Annotated in this window: 20 protein-coding genes; 10 read left to right on the top strand and 10 right to left on the bottom strand. The window is 69.5% G+C overall.

What is annotated here, in order from left to right; translation table 11 throughout:
- Positions 1–469: 469 nt before the first annotated feature.
- The 4 genes from ACFVKT_RS36585 to ACFVKT_RS36570 are packed head-to-tail and all read right to left on the bottom strand — an operon-like array spanning position 470 to position 2,141.
- Positions 470–1,159: a DUF6082 family protein gene (locus ACFVKT_RS36585; RefSeq protein WP_385740006.1), complete on the bottom strand. Its 690-nt coding sequence runs from the start codon at positions 1,157–1,159 to the stop codon at positions 470–472.
- Complete coding sequence (locus ACFVKT_RS36580) at positions 1,149–1,394, bottom strand: DUF6879 family protein (RefSeq protein ID WP_385740003.1); 246 nt, start codon at positions 1,392–1,394, stop codon at positions 1,149–1,151. The genes ACFVKT_RS36585 and ACFVKT_RS36580 overlap by 11 nt, the downstream gene beginning before the upstream one ends.
- Complete coding sequence (locus tag ACFVKT_RS36575) at positions 1,292–1,870, bottom strand: DUF6879 family protein (RefSeq protein WP_385740001.1); 579 nt, start codon at positions 1,868–1,870, stop codon at positions 1,292–1,294. Before ACFVKT_RS36575 ends, ACFVKT_RS36580 begins: the two co-directional genes overlap by 103 nt.
- On the bottom strand, positions 1,863–2,141 hold the full coding sequence (locus ACFVKT_RS36570) for a hypothetical protein (protein ID WP_385739998.1): 279 nt from the start codon (positions 2,139–2,141) through the stop codon (positions 1,863–1,865). Before ACFVKT_RS36570 ends, ACFVKT_RS36575 begins: the two co-directional genes overlap by 8 nt.
- Positions 2,142–2,395: 254 nt before the next feature.
- On the opposite strand from ACFVKT_RS36570, the gene ACFVKT_RS36565 reads away from it, so the two are divergent.
- Positions 2,396–3,268, top strand: coding sequence for an LLM class flavin-dependent oxidoreductase (locus ACFVKT_RS36565; protein ID WP_385739995.1), 873 nt, complete (start codon positions 2,396–2,398; stop codon positions 3,266–3,268).
- Positions 3,269–3,308: 40 nt separating this feature from the next.
- On the opposite strand, the gene ACFVKT_RS36560 is transcribed toward ACFVKT_RS36565, so the two are convergent.
- Positions 3,309–3,821 carry a DinB family protein gene (locus tag ACFVKT_RS36560; RefSeq protein WP_385739992.1) on the bottom strand — a complete coding sequence of 171 codons (513 nt, stop codon included), beginning with the start codon at positions 3,819–3,821 and terminating at the stop codon, positions 3,309–3,311.
- A gap of 134 nt (positions 3,822–3,955) precedes the next feature.
- Here ACFVKT_RS36560 and ACFVKT_RS36555 point away from each other — a divergent pair, with 134 nt between their 5' ends.
- Positions 3,956–4,726 carry a methyltransferase domain-containing protein gene (locus ACFVKT_RS36555; RefSeq protein WP_385739989.1) on the top strand — a complete coding sequence of 257 codons (771 nt, stop codon included), beginning with the start codon at positions 3,956–3,958 and terminating at the stop codon, positions 4,724–4,726.
- Between the two features lie 110 nt (positions 4,727–4,836).
- On the opposite strand, the gene ACFVKT_RS36550 is transcribed toward ACFVKT_RS36555, so the two are convergent.
- From ACFVKT_RS36550 to mgrA, 3 genes are all read right to left on the bottom strand, one after another.
- On the bottom strand, positions 4,837–5,988 hold the full coding sequence (locus tag ACFVKT_RS36550; RefSeq protein WP_385739987.1) for a winged helix DNA-binding domain-containing protein: 1,152 nt from the start codon (positions 5,986–5,988) through the stop codon (positions 4,837–4,839).
- Positions 5,989–6,409: 421 nt separating this feature from the next.
- Complete coding sequence (locus tag ACFVKT_RS36545; protein WP_385739985.1) at positions 6,410–6,745, bottom strand: DUF192 domain-containing protein; 336 nt, start codon at positions 6,743–6,745, stop codon at positions 6,410–6,412.
- 408 nt (positions 6,746–7,153) lie between these two features.
- Positions 7,154–8,194: an L-glyceraldehyde 3-phosphate reductase gene (gene mgrA / locus ACFVKT_RS36540; protein ID WP_385739982.1), complete on the bottom strand. Its 1,041-nt coding sequence runs from the start codon at positions 8,192–8,194 to the stop codon at positions 7,154–7,156.
- Positions 8,195–8,347: 153 nt separating this feature from the next.
- Between mgrA and ACFVKT_RS36535 the strand changes: the two genes are divergently transcribed.
- From ACFVKT_RS36535 to ACFVKT_RS36505, 7 genes are all read left to right on the top strand, one after another.
- Positions 8,348–9,121 (top strand): isoprenyl transferase, encoded by a 774-nt coding sequence (locus ACFVKT_RS36535; protein WP_385739981.1) that lies wholly within the window; start codon positions 8,348–8,350, stop codon positions 9,119–9,121.
- A gap of 332 nt (positions 9,122–9,453) precedes the next feature.
- Positions 9,454–10,779, top strand: coding sequence for a PhoH family protein (locus ACFVKT_RS36530; protein WP_385739978.1), 1,326 nt, complete (start codon positions 9,454–9,456; stop codon positions 10,777–10,779).
- A gap of 417 nt (positions 10,780–11,196) precedes the next feature.
- Positions 11,197–11,913 (top strand): lytic transglycosylase domain-containing protein, encoded by a 717-nt coding sequence (locus ACFVKT_RS36525; protein ID WP_385739975.1) that lies wholly within the window; start codon positions 11,197–11,199, stop codon positions 11,911–11,913.
- Between the two features lie 143 nt (positions 11,914–12,056).
- Positions 12,057–13,574 carry an AI-2E family transporter gene (locus ACFVKT_RS36520; RefSeq protein ID WP_385739973.1) on the top strand — a complete coding sequence of 506 codons (1,518 nt, stop codon included), beginning with the start codon at positions 12,057–12,059 and terminating at the stop codon, positions 13,572–13,574.
- A gap of 310 nt (positions 13,575–13,884) precedes the next feature.
- A complete protein-coding gene (locus ACFVKT_RS36515; RefSeq protein ID WP_385739970.1) occupies positions 13,885–14,412 on the top strand; it encodes a PadR family transcriptional regulator in 528 nt (175 codons plus the stop codon).
- A 35-nt stretch (positions 14,413–14,447) separates the two neighbouring features.
- Positions 14,448–15,146: an ABC transporter ATP-binding protein gene (locus tag ACFVKT_RS36510; protein WP_385740186.1), complete on the top strand. Its 699-nt coding sequence runs from the start codon at positions 14,448–14,450 to the stop codon at positions 15,144–15,146.
- Positions 15,143–17,485 carry an ABC transporter permease gene (locus ACFVKT_RS36505; protein ID WP_385739967.1) on the top strand — a complete coding sequence of 781 codons (2,343 nt, stop codon included), beginning with the start codon at positions 15,143–15,145 and terminating at the stop codon, positions 17,483–17,485. Before ACFVKT_RS36510 ends, ACFVKT_RS36505 begins: the two co-directional genes overlap by 4 nt.
- A gap of 23 nt (positions 17,486–17,508) precedes the next feature.
- On the opposite strand, the gene ACFVKT_RS36500 is transcribed toward ACFVKT_RS36505, so the two are convergent.
- On the bottom strand, positions 17,509–18,468 hold the full coding sequence (locus ACFVKT_RS36500; RefSeq protein ID WP_385739964.1) for a hydrogen peroxide-inducible genes activator: 960 nt from the start codon (positions 18,466–18,468) through the stop codon (positions 17,509–17,511).
- A 135-nt stretch (positions 18,469–18,603) separates the two neighbouring features.
- Here ACFVKT_RS36500 and ACFVKT_RS36495 point away from each other — a divergent pair, with 135 nt between their 5' ends.
- The gene (locus ACFVKT_RS36495) at positions 18,604–19,137 is read left to right on the top strand and encodes an alkyl hydroperoxide reductase (RefSeq protein WP_385739961.1); all 534 of its coding nucleotides are present in this window, start codon (positions 18,604–18,606) and stop codon (positions 19,135–19,137) included.
- Positions 19,138–19,175: 38 nt separating this feature from the next.
- Here ACFVKT_RS36495 and ACFVKT_RS36490 read toward each other — a convergent pair whose 3' ends face one another.
- Positions 19,176–20,072, bottom strand: coding sequence for a calcium-binding protein (locus ACFVKT_RS36490; protein ID WP_385739959.1), 897 nt, complete (start codon positions 20,070–20,072; stop codon positions 19,176–19,178).
- Positions 20,073–20,372: the final 300 nt, after the last annotated feature.

Raw genomic sequence — 20,372 nt, 5'->3', positions numbered from 1 at the left:
GAATGCAGTGCGACATGCCGTCGTTATGTGCGTCACCGGGGATTCCGTGTGTGTCAGTCGATATCCGCCCCCGGCCCCATCCGCCCCCGGCCCCCGGCGAGGCAGAAGTGGTCATGACGCGCACGGTCCGGCTGGGATCGGCTCGCTGCGCTCCCCCACCAGCCAGCTCGTCAGTTGCTCGTCGTTACTCAGGGCCACCAGCTGGACCACGAATTCGGCCTCGACCCGGGCTGATCGCCGGCGCACACCAGGAGCTGTCCTCATGGCTGATGGGGCAACTACCGCTGTTGAGACGGGGAAGCGTTTCAGGTCACCGCGGATTTTCACGTGGTGTCCGACGCGCACAACACGGTGGCGTTCGGCGAACGTGCGGCATGGCCAAGGGGGCGGGGAGCGGCCTGGACCGAGGAGCGGGCGCCCCCAACCGTCCTCGTAGCCGCCACCCGCCCAGGTGCCCACCCGCCCGATATCACCCACCCGTCGGGCCGGGAGGAGAGATCGCAGCCCTCTCATAGCTCTCGTCCAGGAGTTGATGGCATCGCCTGGCGCGCCGGGTTCCGGCGGCGTCGCTGCGGGCGTCTCGGGACGCTGCCCAGAAGGCGCGGCCCGGTGCTGCCCTGAAGATGCTTTCGGCTGCCTGCCGCAGCTGGCTGTCGGTCAGGGCGCCCAGCTCGTACATCATCTCCCAGTGCGACAGCACCAGGTTCAGGTACAGATGCTGGCGCCGGGCCACCTCGGAGGTGTTCGCGTCGAGCCGGCCCCAGCAGGCCATGAGGGACGGGTCGGTCATGGCCATCCGTATCAGCTCGGTGTGAGCGGTACGCATGCCCTGTTCGCGGTTGGCCTTGCTCTCCCGGGCCTGGAACACCAGCGACGCGCCGATGCCCGCGAGGGCGAGTCCCGCGATCAGGGCGGATACGGCGCCGTAGGCCTGGGCGACGTTGCCCACGCGCTGCCAGTCGCGGTCGGAACCGGAGTCGCTCGGGCCGAAAGCGCGCAGGGCGAGTGGGGACAGCAGGACGAGAGCTGCGGACACGGCGAGGGCCAGGACGCTCAGGCTGATCCTGACCGGGGGAGAGGGCCTGCCGAAGCGGCGCCAGGCTGTGTGCCCGTCGCGCCCGGCCCCGGAGGGCCCGGTTCCGGAGGAGTCACCGCTCATCGGCGGAACCCTCTTCCGGTGCGCCCTCTTCCGCCCGGGCGGCCAGCAGCGGGCCGGTCACGCGGTCGTGGAACGCGAGCAGCTCCTCACCCTCGGCGAGGAGCTGCTCGATGTCCCGGCGGCAGCCTCCGATCAGCTCCGGATCGGTGTGGCGTACCGCGCCGTCGAGGTCTCCGTCATGGGTGTACCGCAACTCGTAGAGAGCGATGGACCCGAGGACGACGAGTTCGGGCATATGCGCTGGGGGGGGGGGTGTCGCAAGCCGTCCCGGCCCGGCTCGGGGCCAGGCTCGGCGTCGCTGATCACGCGGATCTCCTCGCCGAGTTCGGCGCGCAGGCGCAGGATGCTCATCTCCCACAACACGTAGTCCGAGGGTGGGAGTTGGACGATGCGAACGCGCCGCAACCGGGCTCCCCGATCGCGGGCGTCGTCGTACTGGCGTGCCAGCGCCGGCCGTTCGGATTCGGCGAGCCGCAGCGCACGAGCCCATTCGCCCTCCTGCGTGGCTTCCCACGGGCCGTATCCGGGCTCACGGAAGCTTTGCCCGGACTCCAGCTTGTCGACGAGAGCGGAGCGTGGGTACTCCTCACGAAAACGCGCGAGGTAGTCCGCGCGGGACAGCGGGGTTCCGGCGTCACGCAGATCCCCTATGCGGGAGAGGGTGGACTTGCCCGAGCCCTCCTGATGGTGACGGTCAGGTGTGTCAGGCATCCGGGATGTCCCGCTTCGCGGCGAGGAGGGTGCTGCGCGGAATGATCACCACGCGTTCGTCCTGCGCCACGGACACCCCGGCCGGCAGCCGCTCTTCGTACGCATCCGTCGCCTCGCGCCCTATGAACGCGAAGTCACCGTTGTCGAGCTCCCATATGTCCGGGCAACTCTCGGTGGCGCTGGTCAGTCCCAGTTCCTGCGGCGACCGTCCCAGCCGCCGGGCGAACCCGGCGTCGAAGTCGGCTTCCCACGGGCGTTGTGCTGTTCCCATCCGTCTCGTCTCCATTTCCCTTGAGGGGTACGAGAGTTGATCTTGCGGGCTCGCGCGAGGCTAACAACGGAAGGAGGGGGCGGCAATGGGGCGTTGCCGGTCCGAGTGGCCGCCTGCACTCCGCACGGAGACGGACTGACGCCCCGACAGCGGAAGTGGGGTCGTACTCCTGCGATACGCACCCGAGCGAGCCGACACCGCCGGTGCCGCGTACGGCAGTTGTCCGCCGGGCCAGTTATGGGTAGTAAGGCCGCATGACTGGACTAGGTGCGGTGTTCCGGCCTCAGCTGCCCCCCGAGCGTCTGCGTGCCGTCGCGCGCGCGGCGGACGAGGCGGGCCTTGAGGAACTCTGGTTCTGGGAGGACTGTTTCCTGGAGGGCGGGATCTCGGCGGCGGCGGCCGCACTCGCCTGGACCGAACAGGTGCGGGTCGGCGTGGGCCTGCTCCCCGTCCCGCTGCGCAATGTCGCCGTCACCGCGATGGAGACGGCCACGCTGCACCGGCTGTTCCCGGGGCGCGCGATCCTGGGCGTCGGCCACGGCGTACAGGACTGGATGGGACAGGTCGGGGCGCGGGCCGAGTCACCCGTGACCCTGCTGCGCGAGTACCTCGACGCCCTGCGCGCGCTGCTGCGTGGCGAGCGGGTCAGCACGGACGGGCGGTACGTGAAGCTCGACGGCGTCGCCCTCGACTGGCCGCCGACCGAGGTACCGGAGGTTCTCACCGGCGCCACCGGGCCCCGTACGCTCCGGCTCTCCGGCGCGGCGGCCGACGGCACCATCCTCACCGCCGCCACCTCACCCGAGGGCGTACGACAGGCACGTCTGCTCATCGACGAGGGGCGGGCGCAAGCAGGGCGGACCGATGACCACCGGGTGGTCGTCTACCTCCACGCGGCCACCGGGCCCGATGCCGAGGCCCGGCTGCGCGCCGAGATCGAGGCCAATGGCGAGGCTCAGCTGCCCGAGCACGGAGTCGCCGGTGACGCGGGCGCGGTGGCCAAGGCGGTCCAGCGCCTCGCGGACGCCGGGGCCGACACTGTGATCCTCCAGCCGACCGCCGACGAACCCGACCCCGAGGGTTTCGTACGGTTCGTGGCCGGCGACGTACGGCCGCTGGTCTCCTGAGGGGCGCCACCCCAGTTCACCGGAACGGTTCGGAGGGGCGTCAGCCCGGCCGGTGATCCCCCTCCTGGCCGTCGATCAACTCCCGCACGATGTCCATGTGCCCCGCGTGCCGGGCCGTCTCCTCGACCATCCGGATCAGGACCCAGCGCAGGGAGACGGTCCTCCCGTCCCAGGACTTGCCCAGCTCGTCCAGCGACAGCTCGGTGATCGTGCCGTCGGCGGCGGTACGGGCGCGGGCGTAGAAGTCGACGATCTGTGCCGTCGTCTCGCCCTGGCCCGCGCTCATGTCCTCCCCGGCGAACGGGTCGAACCAGAACGGCTCGACCTCGCGCCCGAAGGTCGAGCAGAACCAGCCGTACTCGACGGACGCCAGATGCTTCACCAGGCCCAGCAGACTGGTCCCGGACGGGGTCATCGGCCGCCGTAGCTGCTCGTCGTCGAGACCCTCCAGCTTCCACAGCACCGCGTCCCGATGCCGCTTGAGACTCGCGTGCAGACTCTCCTTCTCGCCTCCGGTGTACGGCACCTGGAGGGCCCCTCGATTCGTCGCCATGCCCGGAACGTAGCAGCGACCACTGACAAGGCCCGCGAACTCCCGGCAGCGCCTCGCAGCGCCCTGCCGGGTCCCGAGCGCGCCGGGGTGAAAATCCCTCGCGCCCCTCCCGCACCCCCTGGGAGGATCCCCGCATGCCCACCTCCCACCGCACCTTCGAAGCCCTGGTCGCCGAGGCCGAGGCGGCGTCCGTCGACGGCTGGGACTTCTCCTGGTTCGAGGGCCGGGCCACCGAGGAGCGGCCTTCGTGGGGATACGCGCGGGCGATGGGGGAGCGGCTCGCGCACGCGTCCGCCGCCCTCGACATCCAGACCGGCGGGGGTGAAGTCCTGGCCTCCGCGCCGGAGTTCCCGCCGCTGACCGCCGCGACCGAGGGCTGGGCGCCGAACGTAGCGAAGGCCACCGCGCTCCTGCACCCGCGCGGCGCCGTCGTCGTGGCCTCCCCGGAGGACGCGCCGCTGCCCTTCGCGGCCGAGGCCTTCGACCTGGTCGTCAGCCGTCACCCCGTCCGTACGTACTGGGACGAGATCGCGCGCGTCCTGCGCCCGGGCGGCACCTATTTCTCCCAGCAGGTCGGCCCGGCGAGCGTCGTCGAGGTCGTGGAGTACTTCCTCGGTCCGCAGCCGGACGAGGTCAGGAACGGCAGGCACCCCGACCGGGCCGTCGCCGCCGCCGAGTCCGCCGGGCTCGTCCTCGTGGACCTCCGCTCGGAGCGCCTCCGTATCGAGTTCCACGACATCGGAGCCGTCGTCCACTTCCTGCGCAAGGTGATCTGGATGGTCCCCGGCTTCACCGTCGGCCAGTACCGCCCCCAACTCCTCGCCCTGCACCGGCAGATCGAGACCGAGGGACCGTTCGTCGCCCACAGCACCCGCTTCCTGATCGAGGCCCGCAAGCCGGCATAGCCCGCCTGGGCGTGCGCACCCGGCACCCCGGCCAGTGCGCCGACGCGTGGCGGCCCGAAAGCCAGGACAGCACGCCGACGCGCGCCGGCCTGGAAACCGGGCCGACGCCCTCACGCATGCGCCCCCGCCGTCACCTTCCCGATCACCAGCTCCGCCTTCGCCTCCAGCACATCCCCCACCCGCGCCACCTGCGCCGCCAACTCCCGTTCCCGCGCGGCGGTCAGCCGCCCCAGCGGCTCCACCGTGATCGTCGTACGCCGCCCCTGGCGCCGCTGGTGCCAGACTCCCGCGACCACGCCGTCGACCAGGAGCACCGGATAGTTCCCGGCCTGACCGCCCGCGAGGGCACGCTCGTACGCCGCCCCGGGGAACAGCGTCTCGCGCGGCTGGGCGGCGATTCCGTACGCGTCGAAGTACGGGAGCAGCCGCACCCCGCGCACCGGCGCCGCGGGGAACTCCGTGTCGCCCGCCGCCACCCAGGCCGGCCCTCCCGCGAATCCGACCTCCTCGATCTCACCGGCAGCAGCGCGGGCGGCGAACAGCTCACCCACCCAACCCCGCGGCGCCGCCGCCCACTTGGCGAAGTCGGCCGGGGTCGCCGGTCCGTATGCGCGCAGATAGCGGCGTACGAGAGCGGAGAGCGCCGCGTCCGCCGCGATCGGTTCGAAGTGCGGGGGGCGCGTGTACGTCACCTTGCGGCCCCGGTTCGGGCCGAAGGACAGTGCACCGCGCTGCCCCGCCCGGTGCATGACCTGACGCCAGCGCGGCCACATGGTCTGGAACGCGGGCATCACCAGGTCCCCGGCCCACGGCCCGGTGCGCGCCACGACCGCGTCGCCCAGCTCGTCAATGGTCAGAAACGCCCCGTCCAGCGCGTCCCCGATCGCCGCGACCACCTCCTCCGCCTGTGCCTCACTGAGTCGTACGTCCCGTGCGAACGGGCCCTGGCCGGTGGGAATCGCCGACAACGCGGCCGTCCAGAGGGGGAGTTCGGCGGCGGGCAGCAGATGCACGGTGCCCCGCGGACCGTACGTCTTCACCAGCGACCGGTGTTCCCACAGCGCCGCGCGTACGTCCGCCCGCGTCAGCCCCTCCGTGCGTACGCCCACCGACACCTCGGCCGCCGACAGCACCTGCGCATGCGCGCCGAGCATCGCGCCGACGACCTCGGCAACGGGGGTGGTGGTCTCCGCCGGCACGGCGAGGAACTGCCGTTCCAGTCGCCGCGCGCTCGCCTGGTCCCATGTGATCTTCGCTGACATACGCCGACGCTAGAGCCGAAAGAGGTCAGATCCTGTCCTCTGAGAGGGCGGGAACCGACTGTCCGGCTGATTGACCGAAAACATGCCGATGCGGCACGGTCTGCGTGAGATGTCCGTCCGTATGGCGGACGCAGGGCGGGAGATGGGCGGCGTCCGGGGCCAGGCGCGACCGTGTCCGGGGTGTGGCGGGCAGTGCACAGGTTTTCCACATCGTTATCGAGAGCGGCTCGCCTCGGCTGTTTGCCTCGCGTAAGTTCAGACCAAGGTAATTCGCGTGAGCAAAGCTGCGCGTGTGGCACCGCGCAGTGGAGGGGGCTGCGCGGTGCCGGGTCCACTCCCTGAAGTGGCCTGACGTGACGTCACCGGCCCGCGGCAGGGCCACTGCCCCCGGTTTACGGACCACGAGCCGGCCCGGTCCGAGTCACCCGGCCTGGACCACGAGCCGTACCCCGCGCCGTACCCCCCACCGCTCCATCGCCCCGGCCTCCGCCTCCAGAACATGCCTGGCGCGCGGGCGCGGCAGCCCCACCCGGCCCGGGCGCATCGTCCGTACCGCAAGAACCCGGAATTCGCGGTCCAGTTGGGCGACGTCGATCGCGAACCGCATCCCCAGCGTGTGCACCGAGTTCGCCGGACTCAGCAGCAGCGCCCCCTCGATCCCGTCCCGGCCGAGCAGTCCACGCCCCCGGGCCCGCGCCGACTCGGCGAGCTCCAGTGGCACCGGCTCGGATGTCTCGGGGGTGGTGAACGTGGCCATGGCTGCGAAGTTAGCGGGGGCGTCAAGCGGGCGTACCTGGGGCGGTCACTCTCCTGGAGTACGTCCGGGTGGGTGGCCAGGGAAGAGCACAACGGTGTGCAAATCCACCGGATCTTTCCGAATCCTCCGCGAGCGCCGGAGAATCCCTTTGAATCCGCTGTTATTCGGCCATGATCACGCCCTGAATCCGGGCTTCCGTGCCCATCGCGGCGTCGTCGGGCAACTCCGGAGAGTAGTTGTGGCACGCCGATGCACGCAGCATCACTTACGAAGGGTTATGGTGGAAACCCCCCCTCGGGCCGGTCCGTCTCCCCCCCACGGACCGGCCCGTTTTTTGTCCCCGCGCACGGCCCGCCCGACGGGCGCCCCCCATGCGCCCCCGGTTCCGCGGACCGAAGCCCCGGTGACTCAGCGCCGACCGGCCCAGATGTTCGTCCCCGGCGTCGACACCGCGAAAGCGTCGATCTCCTTCAGCTCCTCGTCCGACAGCCGCGGCGCCGACAGCGCCGCCAGGTTCTCCTCCAGCTGCCGCACGCTGGACGCGCCGATGAGGGCGGAGGTCATCCGCTCGTCGCGCAGCACCCAGGTGAGCGCGAGCTGCGCGAGGGACTGGCCGCGGCGGGCCGCGATGTCGTTCAGCCCGTTCAGCCGACGTACGACATCCGCGTCGCCCGCCAGGCCCGGGTCGAGTGACTTGCCCTGGGTGGCGCGTGAGCCCTCCGGGATGCCCTTGAGGTACTTGCCCGTCAGCAGGCCCTGCGCGAGCGGTGCGAAGGAGATACAGCCCATGCCGGCCGCCTCCAGCGTGTCGAGCAGGCCGTCGTCCTCGGTCCAGCGGTTGATCATCGAGTACGAGGGCTGGTGGATCAGCGGACGCACCCCAAGCTCCGTCAGGATGCGGACCGCCTCGGCGGTCTGCTCGGCGGTGTAGGAGGACACCCCCACATACAAGGCCTTGCCCTGCTGGATCGCGGACGCGAGCGCGCCCATCGTCTCCTCCAGCGGAGTGTCCGGATCGAAGCGGTGCGAGTAGAAGATGTCCACGTACTCGACGCCCATCCGCTTCAATGAGGCGTCCAGCGACGACAGCAGGTACTTGCGGGAACCCCACTCGCCGTACGGGCCGGGGTGCATCAGGTAGCCCGCCTTGGTCGACAGGACCAGCTCGTCCCGGTACGGCGCGAAGTCCTGCTTCAGCAGCTTGCCGAAGTTGAGCTCGGCCGAGCCGGCCGGCGGCCCGTAGTTGTTCGCCAGGTCGAAGTGCGTGACGCCGAGATCGAAGGCGCGGCGCAGGATCGCGCGCTGGGACTCCAGGCCCCGGTCGTCACCGAAGTTGTGCCACAGGCCGAGCGAGACGGCGGGCAGCCGCAGTCCGCTGCGCCCCGTACGCCGGTATTCCATCGAGTCGTACCGCTCCGGCGCTGCGCCGTATACAGAAATGTCGTTCATGAATACGAAGCTACTTCAGCGCACGGACAACTCGCCGGAGAGCCTCGCGGCTCGTCGCAGGAGAGCCCTGTACCCCAAGGGAGCACTGCGTTCCCACAGGGGTAGGGTGTCGGCCCTGGGGGATCGTCATCTGCACGGAGGGGCTGACAACTCGTGAACCTGCGCGACAACCTGCGCCGACTGCTGGTCAGGTTCTATGCACGCAGGGTGGAGGGCCACCTCGATCACGATCAGGTGCCCAAGCACATCGGCGTCATCATGGACGGCAACCGGCGCTGGGCGAAGGCGGCGGGTTCCACGGCTGCCCACGGGCACCGGGCCGGAGCCGAGAAGATCGAGGAGTTCCTCGGCTGGTGCTCCGAGACCGACGTCGAGGTCGTCACCCTGTGGCTGCTGTCGACGGACAACTTCGACCGTCCCGAGGAAGAGCTGGTCCCGCTCCTCGGGATCATCGAGAACGTCGTCCGCACCCTCGCCACGGACGGCCGCTGGCGCGTCCATCACGTGGGCACGCCCGACCTGCTGCCCGGGCAGATGCAGAACACCCTCAAGGAGGCCGAGGAGTCCACCGCGCACGTCGACGGGATACTCGTCAACGTCGCCATCGGCTACGGCGGACGCCAGGAGATCGCCGACGCCGTGCGCTCGATGCTCCTCGACGCCGCCGACAGGGGCGCCTCGATCGAGGACGTCGCCGAGTCCGTGGACATCGACCTCATCGGCAAGCACCTCTACACGAGCGGCCAGCCGTTCCCCGACCTCGTGATCCGTACGAGTGGTGAGCAGCGGCTGTCCGGATTCATGCTCTGGCAGACGGCCCACTCCGAGTACTACTTCTGTGAGGTCTTCTGGCCGGCCTTCCGCAAGGTCGACTTCCTGCGCGCCCTGCGCGACTACGCGGCGCGACACCGCCGCTACGGCGGCTGACCCGCGGGTCCGCTCAGGACGCCGTGCAGGTCCGCTCAGGAAGCCGTAAGGGACGTACGTCATCAGGAGTTAACGAACGCGCCGTTCTATGTCATGGCATGGCATCGCGCGTTCGAGGGCATAAGCCTTCCAGGTCGATGCCCGAACCACGGGCATCGGATCTCAGCGGGCGGCACGGGGCCGTCCGCCCGGGAGGCCCTTTGCACCAGCCCGACCGTGCGGTCAGTACGGACGAAGCGGAGGGCCGGTTTTCGGCCCGCGCATCGGCGCCGCAGACCGGTCCAGATCTCCTTCGTCGCTCCCCGACCTCATCCGAGGGGGTACGTCCTTCCGTGGTGACCAGCACAAAGCGCCGTATGCCAGACCGGCGCACATATGTAATCGACACCAGCGTCCTGCTGGCCGACCCGAACGCCCTGAACCGCTTCGACGAGCACGAAGTAGTGCTGCCGATCGTCGTGGTCACGGAGCTGGAGGCCAAGAGGCACCATCCCGAACTCGGCTACTTCGCCAGGCAGGCCCTGCGCCTGCTCGACGAGTTCCGGGTGCGGTTCGGCCGCCTCGACGCACCTCTCCCGATCGGGGACCTCGGAGGGACCCTGCGCGTCGAGCTCAACCACTCGGACCCCAGCGTCCTGCCGAGCGGCTACCGCCTGGGGGACAACGACTCCCGCATCCTCGCGGTGGCCCGCAATCTGCAGGCCGAGGGGTACGACGTCACGGTCGTGTCGAAGGACCTGCCGCTCAGGATCAAGGCGTCCTCCGTCGGACTCCTCGCCGAGGAGTACCGCGCGGAGCTCGCCATCACGGGCAACTCCGGCTGGACCGGAATGTCCGAACTGACCCTCGCGGGCGAGCAGGTGGACATCCTCTTCGACGAGGGGCACGTCTACGTCCCCGAGGCGGCGGAACTGCCGGTGCACACGGGCCTGACGATCCAGTCGGAGCGCGGCAAGGCACTGGGGCGCGTGACGTCCGAGGGCAATGTCCGGCTCATCCGCGGCGACCGTGAGGCCTTCGGCATCAAGGGCCGCAGCGCCGAGCAGCGCATCGCGCTCGATCTGCTCCTGGACCCGGACATCGGGATCGTGTCGATGGGCGGCCGGGCCGGCACCGGCAAGTCCGCACTCGCGCTCTGCGCGGGTCTGGAAGCCGTCCTGGAGCGGCGCCAGCACCAGAAGGTGATGGTCTTCCGGCCGCTGTACGCGGTGGGCGGGCAGGAGCTCGGCTATCTGCCCGGCTCCGAGTCGGAGAAGATGAGCCCGTGGGCGCAGGCCGTCTTCGACACCCTCTCGGCCGTCACCTCGCGCGAGGTCATCGAAGAGGTCACCGCACGCGGCATGCTGGAGGTCCTGCCGCTCACCCACATCCGCGGCCGCTCCCTCCACGACGCCTTCGTGATCGTGGACGAGGCACAGTCGCTGGAACGGAACGTGCTGCTGACGGTGCTGTCCCGGATCGGCGCCAACTCACGGGTCGTTCTGACCCATGACGTGGCACAAAGGGACAATCTGCGAGTCGGCCGGTACGACGGAGTGGTCGCCGTGGTCGAGAAGTTGAAGGGCCATCCGCTCTTCGCGCACGTGACCCTGAACCGGTCCGAGAGGTCCCAGATCGCGGCACTAGTGACCGAAATGCTGGAGGAAGGGCAAATCTGAACCGTCTGACCCATCTGGACCCGTTCCGGTAATGGGTGGCGGATGCACGGTAGTTGGCGCCGTCCGGCAAAGGCGAAGAGCCTAGCCGGGCGGCGTCTTCGTGCGCGCTTGTTTCCGCGAAACTCCTGGGACAAACGAGGTGTGAGCTTTCACACGCAACTCGGAATTGCCCTGTGGCGTCGAGGTACGGCAGAGTCTCACTCCTGTCAGGCCCCGCATACGACACACCTGTACCCCCAGCGGTACGGCACCACAGGAACCTCAGAACTCCATAGAGCCGTCGTATGCCGCCCGCGCACCACGCGGCAATCCCCGCAAGGGAGTTGCCCACCGGGCCCGCGCCTCCCGTGACCCCGCAGTTGGGAGGCCAGCGTCAAAGGGGCACGATTGCGTCCGCGAGGGTCACCTAAGCGGTCGATGCTGGAAGGAAACCGTGTGAGCCGGATTTCGGTCCGGGGATTCGCAGTGGCCTCGGCCACCGCGGTCACCGCTGTCGGAAGCGTCGTCGGAGTTGCCTCGGGCAGCACCGCTGCTCCCTCGAACGACGCCGAGGCGACGGCAAGCGACGCGACTCTCCTCGCGGACATACCTGTCGGCCAGCAGGCACAGGTACAGACCGCATCCCTGACGCAGCAGGCCACCGCTCAAGCCATCCAGGCCGACGCGAGCGCCAAGAAGGACGCCGAGGAAGCCGCCCGTAAGAAGGCTGCCGACGACGCCGTGGCCAAGCAGAAGGCCGCTGAGGAAGCCGAGCAGGCGGCCAAGGAGAAGAAGGAAGCCGAGGAAGCGGCCAGCAAGGCCGCGACCGCCGACGCCAGCAGCTTCGCCGTGCAGTCCTCGTACACCACCGCGCAGATCCAGGCGATGGCCCAGTCCATGGTGCCGAGCGGCCAGTACCAGTGCTTCAGCAACATCGTGGACCACGAGTCCGGCTGGAACTACACGGCCGTCAACGCCTCCTCCGGTGCCTACGGTCTCTTCCAGGCCCTGCCCGGCTCCAAGATGTCGTCCGTCGGTTCCGACTGGCAGACCAACCCCGCCACGCAGATCAAGTGGGGCCTCAACTACATGAACGACCGCTACGGCAGTCCCTGTGAGGCCTGGTCGTTCTGGCAGGCCAACAACTGGTACTAAAGCCGCGCTCAGCACGCCGGCCGCTCAACCTTTCGGAGCCCCTCCCCGTCCTACGGTGAGGGGCTCCGGCCATGTACGGTCGGATCCGACGACTCCAGGGGGGAGTGGTGGGGAGCAACGGGGGCGGGGGAAAAGGACGGATCATGTCGCGCGTACCAGGATGGCTCGGCCGCGCCGGGGCCGGACTGACCGAACTGGGCAGACGGTTGGACGAGCGACGGGCCGAGGTGGAGCGGGAGTCGCAGTCCGGGCCCGACGACCGGCCGGCCCGGGACGCCGGGTCACGCGGAGCGTCCTCCGCGGACTCCTCGTCTTCGCAGGCGGTCGACGCCCCGGGAGATACCCAGTCCCCAGGTAATGCCCCGCCGTTGTCGGGTGCTCGGTCCTCGTCGGGCGGCGGCCCCAACGCGCGGGGTTCTCACGACGACACGGCAGCAGCAGCTTCGGGCGTCTCCGATCTCTCCGGTGCCCCTGTCGACCCCGCCGCGGCCTCCGCTTCAGCTACCGGCCCCGCTCCCGCCCCTCCCACCTACGTGACCGCAGTGGCCGCCCGCCCCGACCCCGCCGTGGCCGTGCCATGGGGTGTACGGGTCGCCGCCGAGGCCGGCTGGCGGCTGCTCGTACTCGCGGGCACCGTCTGGGTGTTGATGCGGGTCATCGGCGCCGTACAGCTGGTGGTGTTCGCCTTCGTGGCCGCGCTGCTCATCACCGCGATACTGCAACCCGCCGTCGCCCGTCTGAAGGACTACGGGGTGCCGCGCGGGCTGGCCACCGCACTCACCGCGATCCTCGGCTTCGTCGTCATCGGGCTGATCGGCTGGTTCGTGGTCTGGCAGGTCCAGGAGAACATCGACACCCTCTCCGACCAGATCCAGGACGGCGTCGACGAGTTGCGGAACTGGCTCCTCAACAGCCCGTTCCATGTGACGGACAAGCAGATCAACGAGATCGCCAAGAACCTGCGCGACGCGATCGGCACGAACACGGACCAGATCACGTCGGCGGGTCTCGAAGGCGTCACCGTCATCGTCGAGGCCCTGACCGGGATCCTGCTGACGATGTTCTCGACGCTGTTCCTCCTCTACGACGGCAAGCAGATCTGGGAGTGGACGCTCAAGCTGGTACCGGCGGCGGCCCGTCCGGGCGTCGCGGGTGCGGGCCCGCGGGCCTGGCGCACGCTGACCGCGTACGTCCGGGGCACGGTCGTGGTGGCGTTGATCGACGCGATCTTCATCGGGCTCGGCATCTACTTCCTCGACGTCCCGATGGCCGTACCGCTCGCCGTCTTCATCTTCCTGGGCGCGTTCATCCCGCTCGTGGGTGCGGTGATCTCGGGGGCGCTGGCGGTGGTGGTCGCGCTGGTGACGCAGGGGCCCTTCACGGCGGTCATGGTGCTGGCCGTGGTGCTCGCCGTGCAGCAGATCGAGGGGCACATCCTGCAGCCGTTCATTCTCGGGCGGGCTGTACGGGTCCATCCGCTGGCGGTCGTCCTGTCGGTCGCCGCGGGTGGCATGGTCGCCGGGATCGGCGGGGCGGTGGTGGCCGTGCCGTTGGTGGCCGTCACCAACACGGTGGTGGGCTATCTGCGGTCGTATACCTCCGAGGAGCCCGGGGGTGCCACGGCGGTGGAAGTGGCTCCGGTGCGGCGGCCGGTGCCGTAGCGCGTGGGCGCGGGGTGGTGTTTTTCGCCCCCTCCGCCCCTACCCGTCCCTTGTCTCCGGGGGCTCCGCCCCCAGACCCCCGCATCGCGCTGAACGCGCTCGTCCTCAAACGCCGGACGGGCTGAAACACCGCCCCACGGGCGGGTGGGGGATCGGGATGGCGCGCGCTCGTCCTCAAACGCCGGACGGGCTAAAAGGTCGGTGACAGAACCGTGACAATGGGCCCTGGCCTGCGCTTATTTACTTTCAATCGCCCTCTATACGCAGTGCGTATACACGCCATGTATACGCCGTGTGTAGAGTCCTCCCCATGTCCATCGGCCACACCCTCCTGGGACTCCTGGAGTCCGGGCCCCGTCACGGTTACGACCTGAAGCGGGCCTTTGACGAGAAGTTCGGTCATGACCGGCCGCTGCACTACGGCCAGGTCTACTCGACGATGTCGCGCCTCCTGAAGAACGGTCTCGTGGAGGTCGACGGGATAGAGGCGGGCGACGGTCCCGAGCGCAAGCGGTACGCGATCACCGAGGCCGGGATCACCGACGTACAGCAGTGGCTGGCGACTCCCGAGAAGCCCGAGCCGTATCTGCAGTCGACCCTCTACACGAAGGTCGTCCTCGCGCTGCTCACCCACCGCGACGCGAGCGAGATCCTCGACACGCAGCGCTCGGAGCACCTGCGCATGATGCGCATCCTCACCGACCGCAAGCGCAAGGGCGATCTCGCGGACCAACTGATCTGCGACCACGCCCTCTTCCATCTGGAGGCCGACCTGCGGTGGCTGGAGCTGACCGCCGCGCGCCTCGACAGACTCGCCGAGGCGGTGACGAGCCGATGACCACCCCGACCACCCCTACGACTCCGATGAGCGCGATGAACCAGCCGACTGCACCTCCCGGTTCCCTGCTGACCGCGGTGGACCTTCGCAAGACGTACGGAACGACGACCGCGCTGGACGGCGCCGAGTTCTCCATCCACCCCGGCGAGGTCGTCGCGGTGATGGGACCCTCCGGCTCCGGCAAGTCCACGCTGCTGCACTGCCTCGCCGGAATCGTGACGCCCGACTCGGGCTCGATCACGTACAACGGCCGTGAGATGGCGACGATGAACGACACGCAGCGCAGTGCCCTGCGGCGTAGCGAGTTCGGGTTCGTCTTCCAGTTCGGACAGCTCGTGCCCGAGCTGACCTGCGTCGAGAACGTCGCCCTGCCCCTGCGGCTCAACGGCACTGGCCGCAAGGAGGCCGAGCGCACCGCCCTGGCGCGGATGGAGCAGCTCGAGGTCGACGACCTCAGGAGCAAGCGGCCCGGCGAGGTCTCCGGCGGCCAGGGGCAGCGCGTGGCGGTAGCCCGTTCACTGGTCACCGACCCCCGTGTGCTGTTCGCCGACGAGCCGACCGGCGCGCTCGACTCGCTCAACGGCGAGCGCGTGATGGAACTGCTCACGGAGGCTGCCCGGTCCACCAACGCGGCCATCGTGCTCGTCACGCACGAGGCACGGGTGGCGGCCTACTCCGACCGCGAGATCGTCGTACGCGACGGAAAGTCCCGGGACATGGAGCGGGCCGTATGAAGGCACGTTGGGCCCGCCAGTGGGCCAGAGACCTGGCCATGGGGTCCCGGTTCGCCTTCACCGGCGGCCGCGAGGGGTGGGTACGGGTCCTGCTGACGGCCGTCGGCGTCGGACTTGGTGTGGCGCTGCTGCTGCTCACCGCCGCGATACCGAGCGCGCTGACCGCCCGGCACGACCGCGAGAACGCGCGCACGGACATCACGTTCAGCGACGTACGGAAGCCGAAGGCCGACAACACGCTGGTCGTCGGGAACGTCAGCACCACCTATCGCGAAAAGAACGTCCGCGGGCGGGAGTTGGAGCCCGAGGGCCCCGGGGCGCCGCTCCCGCCGGGGGTGGAGAAGTTCCCGGCGCCCGGCGAGATGGTGGTATCTCCCGCGCTGGACGAGCTGTTGAAGTCGGACAGCGGGAAGCTGCTGCGCGAGCGGCTGCCGTTCCGCACCGTCGGCACCATCGCCGAGCCCGGACTTGTCGGCTCCGCCGAACTCGCCTTCTACCTGGGCGGCGAAGGCCTGGCGCCGCAGATCGACAGCGGCAGGGTGACCCGCATCGACCGATTCGGTAATCCGAATCCGACCTCCGACCAGATGGATCCCGTACTGATCCTCATGGTCCTCGTCATGTTCGTGGTGCTGCTGACGCCGGTCGGAGTCTTCATCGCGGCGGCCGTACGGTTCGGCGGTGAGCGGCGCGACCGCAGGCTCGCCGCGCTGCGTCTGGTCGGCTCCGACAGCCGGATGACCCGGCGGATCGCCGCCGGTGAGGCGCTCGCGGGCGCCGTGGTCGGGCTCGGCTTCGGCACGGTCTTCTTCCTCATCGGCCGTGAGATCGCGGGCTCCGTCGAGGTCCTCGACGTCAGCGTGTTCCCCAGCTATCTGAACCCCTCGCCCGCGCTGGCCGCGCTGGTCGCCCTCGCGGTGCCGGTGGCTGCGGTGCTGGTCACCCTGCTCGCGCTGCGCGGTGTGGTCATCGAGCCGCTCGGGGTGGTGCGCTCGGCACGGCCGGCGCGGCGCCGGCTGTGGTGGCGGCTGCTGCTGCCGCTGGCCGGGCTCGCGATGCTCTACCCGATGATCGGGCAGGGCCGGGAGAACGGGGACTTCAACCAGTACCTCGTCATCGGCGGCGTCATCCTGCTGCTCGTCGGCGTCACCGCGCTGCTGCCGTGGATCGTCGAGGCCGTCGTGGCCCGGCTCGGCTCCGGTGGCGTGGCCTGGCAACTGGCCGTACGCAGGCTCCAGTTGAGCAGCGGTACGGCGGCCCGCATGGTCAACGGCATCGCGGTGGCGGTGGCCGGGGCGATCGCCCTGCAGATGCTGTTCGCCGGCGTCGAGAGCGACTACACCGAGGTGTCCCAGAACGATCTGGCGCGGGCGCAGATGCAGGTATCCGTGCCGAGCGGGGTCCCGCTCGACCCCGCAGCCGAGAAGTTCGAGCGGACCAGGGGCGTCACGAGCGTGTCGGCCTACTCCGAGGGCTACCTCGGCGACAGCAGGAAGGACCCCGAGTTCTCCAACGGGATCACGGTCGCCGACTGCGCTTCGCTGCGTGAGCTGGCGACTCTGCCCTCGTGCCACGACGGCGACGTCTTCGCCGTCACGGGGACCGGATTCGACACCGAAACGGAAACACTGGCCAAGCCGGGCAAGACGCTCTACATCGACCCGTCCTACGCGGACCTCCCGCGGAGCAAAGAGATCGCCTGGACCGTGCCGCAGGACCTGAAGCAGGCCAAGGTGATCGTGGACCAGAACGGTTCGTACCGCGGCGGGTTCCTGTTCACGCCGAGCGCCCTTCCGGCGAAGGCCGCGCCGGTCGTCGAGGGGCAGATCTATCTCAGCGCCGACGAGTCCGTGCCGGACGTGAACGAGTACATACGGAACACGGCGGCGGACATCAGCCGGTTCTCCGACCCCTTCGTGTGGTCGTCCAGCACTCAGTCCGAGCAGTACACCTCCATCCGCACCGGCCTGTTCGTCGGCGCCACCGCTGTCCTCTTCCTCATCGGCGCGAGCCTGCTGGTCTCCCAGCTGGAGCAACTGCGCGAACGCAAGAAGCTCCTGTCGGCCCTGGTCGCCTTCGGCACCCGGCGCCGCACGCTGAGCCTGTCGGTGCTCTGGCAGACCGCGATCCCGATCGCCCTCGGTCTTGCCCTGGCCTCGACGGTGGGCCTGATCCTGGGAGCGGTCCTGCTGAAGATGACGACCACTCCGGTACGGGTGGACTGGGCGAGCGTCCTGTCGATGACCGGCATCGGCGCGGGAGTCGTCGTCCTGGTGACGCTCCTCAGCCTGCCACCGCTGCTGCGGCTGATGCGGCCGGACGGGCTGCGTACGGAGTAGGGCGCCGTGGTGAGCCGAACGGCTCAGAGGACTCGTACGGGCAATGGCCGCAGCGCTTCCCGGAGCGCTGCGGCCAGTTCCGCGTACTCGGCCGCGCGGGCCGCCCCCGTACGCATCGCCAGCCCGATCCGCCGGGTCGGTGCCGGGTCGGCGAAGTAGCCGGTGAGGAGCTGGTTGCTGCGGCTCGTCTCGACCTTGACGGCGGTGTGCGGGAGCAGGGTCACGCCGAGGCCGCCTGCGACGAGCTGGACGAGGGTGGAGAGCCCGGCGGCGGTCGTGGTGACGGGGGCGTCCGCGCGGCCGGCCTCCCGGCAGATGTCCAGTGCCTGGTCCCGCAGGCAGTGCCCCTCGTCCAGGAGCAGCAGATTCAGCTCACGCAGGGCCTCGCGCCGGATCTCCTCCCGCCCTCCCAGCCGGTGGTCCAGCGGGGTGACGAGCACGAAGTCCTCGTCGTACAGAGGGAGTTCGACGACTCCGGGCACACCGAGCGGCACGGCGAGCAGGAGCAGGTCGAGCCGGCCGACCGCGAGGCCCTCCAGCAGGCTCGCGGTCTGTTCCTCGTGGACCTGGAGGTCGAGGTCCGGGTAGCGGTCGTGGACCAGCCTGAGGACGGTGGGCAGCAGATACGGCGCGACGGTCGGAATCACCCCGAGCCGCAGCACCCCGGTGAACGGGGCCCGTACCGCTTCCGCCTCCTCCATCAGCGCCCCGACCTCGTCGAGCACTGCCTTCGCCCGTACGGCGAGACGCTCTCCGGCGGGTGAGAGCAGCACCTTGCGGGTCGTCCGCTCCAGCAGCGTCACCCCGAGCGTCTCCTCCAGCGCGGAGACCGCACCGGACAGCGCGGGCTGACTCATCCCGATCGCCGCGGCGGCGTCCCGGAAGTGCAGTTGCCCGGCCACGGCAACAAAGGCACGCAGCTGGGCGAGGGTGGGCTGACGGCGCCCGCTCCCCGCCGCCCTGGTGCTCTTGGCGTTGGACATGACCGCACTCCCACCCATGGCGACTGATAGACGTTTCCGATCAGGGCGTCCGAGTGTAGTCATCTCGCCAATCAATTCGGCATGTGGCGGCAGCCGCCTCGTCCGCACCGTGGAAAACGACTCAAGATGGGTCTCATGTCACTCGATGAACTGAAGTCCGCTGTACCGGACTACGCGAAGGACCTGCGCCGCAACCTCGGCACGGTCATCGACGACTCCTGCCTCACCCGGCAGCAGCTGTGGGGGACGGTGCTGGTGTGCGCCATCGCTTCGCGTTCCCCCCGCGTACTGCGGGAACTGGCGCCCGAGGCCAGGGCGAACCTGTCCGTGGAGGCGTACACCGCCGCCAGGTCGGCCGCCGCCTTCATGGCGATGAACAACGTCTTCCACCGCACGCGCCACCTGCTCTCCGACCCGGAGTACGGCAAGCTGCGCGCCGGTCTGCGGATGAACGTCATCGGCGACCCGGGGGTCGAGAAGGTCGACGTCGAGCTGTGGTCGGTCGCCGTCTCCGCCATCAACGGCTGCGGTGCGTGCCTCGACTCCCACGAGCAGACGCTCCGCAGGGCCGGGGTGGACCGCGAGACGATCCAGGAGGCGTTCAAGATCGCGTCGGTCGTCCAGGCCGTGGGTACGACGCTGGACGCCGAGGCGATTCTCGCGGAGTAGCCGCGCGTTGTGCGGGTGCGGACCTGTTCAGCGTGAGGTCAGTCCTGACGGACGGTGTCCCTGCCGGGGCCGCCGGAGAGCGTGTCCCTGCCCGGGCCGCCGTACAGCTTGTCGTTGCCGCTGTTTCCGTAGATGGTGTCGTTGCCGCTGTTGCCGTGCAGGGTGTCGTTGCCCTTCCCCCCGTACAGGCGGTCGTTCCCGGTCCCGCCGGAGATCTTGTCGGCGCCGTCGCCGCCGTTCAGGCTCTGGCCTCCCGCGCCCCCGCTGATCACGTCGCTGCCCACGCCACCGTCGACGAAACCGGTGGAGAAGATCGTGTCGTTGCCCTTGTTGCCCAGCGCGAGGGTCCCCTTGCCCGCGTGGATCGTGTCGTTGCCGTCACCGCCCATCGCGACCGAGGCCTCCCCGACGGTCAGGGTGTCGTTGCCGGCACCGCCGTCGACGTAGTTGCCGTTGAGGCCACTGGCTTCGGTCAACGTGTCGTTTCCGGTACCGAGGTCGGTCGACGCGAAGTTGTAGTTCTGCTCGGTGCTGTTGGTGTAGGCGAGGGTGTCGTTTCCATCGCCGAGATCCACCTTCAGGGTGGGGTACGGGTCCTGGCTGTCCGAGATCGGGACATCGCATTCGGTAATGCTGGAGTCGCGATACGAGCAGTTGCCCCTGGAGTCGATCGGGACGACGTCTTTGATGACGTAGACGATGCTTCCGAGGCCGTTGAGATGGTCCGCGGTGATGGTCACCTTGTTCACCTGGCCGTCCGCGGCCGTGTACACGACCGATCCGTCGATGACCTCGGCGGTGGCCGACGGCGGCGCGGCACTGGCGGCACCGGCGAGCGCCAGCGGGGCGGCCAGCCCTCCACCAAGAGCCAGTGTCAGCGCCGACGCGACCCGTAACACCGGTCGATTGATGAGGCGAGGGGATATGGCAGCCATGGCAAAGCCTCCTTTTTGCGGACGTATGCTTTCTTGCCGCAATGTGTGACACGCCTGGGCGGCATTTGGTTGTACGCCCACTCGCCCGGCCCTCCCCCCGCTTCGAGCCGGCTGAGCGACGGCGCGTTGGCCCGCTCCGCAACCTTCCAGCCCTCTCGCTAGTCGGTTCCCGTGAGGCTGGAGTGTGTTGCGTGCTGATTCTCACGTCCGTAAAAGACCGGATCGGCGGGCCTTTGTCATACCGCGTGGTGTTAGTTTGCTGAGCTGACCTGACCTACGAACCTGTGTGCCACACGAGAG

Origin of the sequence: Streptomyces sp. NPDC127595, from assembly GCF_042671685.1 — a bacterium.
In the GTDB taxonomy this organism is placed as follows: Bacteria; Actinomycetota; Actinomycetes; order Streptomycetales; family Streptomycetaceae; genus Streptomyces.
Note: the sequence above shows the minus strand (reverse complement) of the source record. Positions and strands in the feature narration are given on the sequence as shown.